Raw genomic sequence first — 2,557 nt, 5'->3', positions numbered from 1 at the left:
GCGTCCAACACCTTTGGATGGGTGACGAGAAGGTTCTCGGTCTCCTGCGGGTAGATGTTCACCCCGCCCGAGATGATCATGTGGTGGCGCCGGTCGGTCAGATAGAGGTAGCCCTCGTCGTCGAGGTAGCCGACGTCGCCGACCGTCACCCAGCCGTGCTGGTCGCGCGACGCTGCCGTCTTCGCCTCGTCGTTGAGGTATTCGAAGGAATACCCACCCGCGAAATAGATTTCGCCGGCCTGCCCGGGCGGCAGCTCGTTGCCGCCCTCGTCGATGATGTGTATCTCGCACGCCATCGGTTTGCCGACCGAGCCGGGGTGGGCCAGCCATTCCTCGGCGCTGATCAACGTCGATCCGATCGCCTCGGAGGACGCGTAGTACTCGTCGATGATCGGCCCCCACCAGTCGATCATCTGCTTCTTGATCTCCACCGGGCACGGCGCCGCGGCGTGCATCACCCGTTGCAGGCTGGACAGGTCGTACGAATCGCGAACCGCTTCAGGCAGTTTCAGCATCCGGGTGAACATGGCCGGGACGAACTGCCCGTGCGTGACCCGGTGGCGCGCGATGGCGTCGAGGCAGCCTTCGGGGTCGAATTTCTCCAGGACGAGCGTGGTGACGCCACCGGCCTGCGCGCTCATCGACCACACCGACGGCGCGGTGTGGTAGAGCGGGGCCGGGCTCAGGTAGACGGAGTCGGGGGTCATCCAGTAACTGACCAGTGCCGACATCATCCCCGGCGCCTCGGAAGGGGCGACGTGCGGCAGCTCGCGCTTGATGCCCTTGGGCCGGCCGGTGGTACCCGACGAGTACTGCAGCAGGTCACCTTCGCGCTCGTCGTCGATCGGCGTATCCGGTTGGTCGGCAACGCATTCGGGGTAGCGTTGCCAGCCGGGCAGATCGGCCTCCCCCTTTTCGCAGGCGATCAGCAGCAGGTCGGGCAGGCCGCCGGGCAGGTGTTCGCCCAGGTTCTCGCAGACCTTGCGCATCGCCGCCGAACCGACGATCGCCTTGGCGGCGCTGTTTTCGACGATGTACGCGGCCTCGGCCGCGGTCAGGTGGGTGTTGATCGGCACGTAGTACAGGCCGCTGCGTCGCGCCGCCCACATGACGGCGTGGATGTGTTCGTTGTTCTCCATCAGGATCGCGACGGCGTCGCCCTCTTTCAGGCCGGCCTGTCGGAAGTGGTGCGCGAGCCGGTTGGCGCGTGCCTCCAGTTCGTCGAACGTGACCACGGTCCCAGAGGGGTGAAGGATGATGGCGGGTTTGTCGGCGCCGACATGCTCGCGTATCTGCATGCGCAGACTCTACCGCCGCGAAACTTGACGGGTGTCAAGTGGGCGCCGGTGACCCCCAAATCGCACCCGGTGAAAACACTTCCGCCCCCGGCAAGGTCTGCCGGGGGCGGAGGCGTTGTTCAAATGACTAGTCGGCTTCGGCCAGCCGCTGCTTGAGCGCCTCGAACTCGTCCTTGACGCCGGTCGGCAGCTTGTCGCCGACGAACTCGAACCACTCCTCGATCAGCGGCAGCTCTTCGCGCCACTCGGCGGGGTTGACCCGCAACGCCTTCGAGACGTCATCGGCGTCCACGTCGAGGCCGTCGAGGTCCAGGTCCGCGGCGGTGGGGACGACACCGATCGGGGTGTCCTGGCCACCGGCCGTGTGCTCGATGCGGTCGACGATCCACTTCAGCACGCGGCTGTTCTCGCCGAAGCCCGGCCACAGGAACTCGCCCTTGTCGCCGCGGCGGAACCAGTTGACGAAGAACACCTTCGGCATCTTGGACTCATCGGAGTTCTTGCCGAGGTCGAGCCAGTGCTGGAAGTAGTCACCGACGTGGTAGCCCAGGAACGGCAGCATGGCCATCGGGTCGCGGCGGACGGTTCCGACCTTGCCTTCGGCGGCGGCGGTCTGCTCGCTGCCCATGGTGGCGCCCATGAACACGCCGTGCTGCCAGTCGCGCGCCTCGGTCACCAGCGGCACCGTGGTCTTGCGGCGAGCGCCGAACAGGATGCCCGAGATCGGCACGCCCTGCGGGTCGTCCCACTCCGGCGCCAGGATCGGGCACTGGGACATCGGGGTGCAGTACCGCGAGTTCGGGTGCGCGGCTTTGGTGTCCGTCTCGCGCAGGATCCAGTCGTTGCCCTTCCAGTCGATCAAGTGATCGGGCTCGCCTTCCAGGCCTTCCCACCACACGTCGTTGTCGTCGGTCAGCGCCACGTTGGTGAAGACGGTGTTGCCCGCCTCGATGGTGCGCATCGCGTTCGGGTTGGACTTCCAGTTGGTGCCCGGCGCGACCCCGAAGAAACCGAACTCGGGGTTGACCGCGTAGAGGCGGCCGTCCTTGCCGAACCGCATCCAGGCGATGTCATCGCCGAGGGTCTCGGCGCGCCAGCCCGGGATGGTCGGTTGCAGCATCGCGAGGTTGGTCTTGCCGCACGCCGACGGGAACGCCGCGGCGAAGTAGTAGGCCTTGTTCTCCGGCGAGATCAGCTTGAGGATCAGCATGTGCTCGGCGAGCCAGCCCTCGTCGTGGGCCATCGCCGACGCGATGCGC

Annotated in this window: 2 protein-coding genes; both read right to left on the bottom strand. The window is 66.6% G+C overall.

The annotated features are described in order from the left end of the window. Positions 1–1,298: fatty-acid--CoA ligase FadD4 (gene fadD4 / locus JOZ00_RS03540; RefSeq protein ID WP_293339699.1), on the bottom strand; the 1,298-nt coding region annotated here is incomplete at its 3' end. A gap of 127 nt (positions 1,299–1,425) precedes the next feature. Continuing rightward, positions 1,426–2,557, bottom strand: a 1,132-nt coding sequence (locus tag JOZ00_RS03535; RefSeq protein ID WP_293339697.1) for a phosphoenolpyruvate carboxykinase (GTP), incomplete at its 5' end; no start/stop codon positions are given.

It is taken from the genome of Mycobacterium sp., assembly GCF_019243155.1.
Lineage (GTDB): Bacteria > Actinomycetota > Actinomycetes > Mycobacteriales > Mycobacteriaceae > Mycobacterium.
This window is presented reverse-complemented; position numbering and strand designations above follow the sequence as displayed.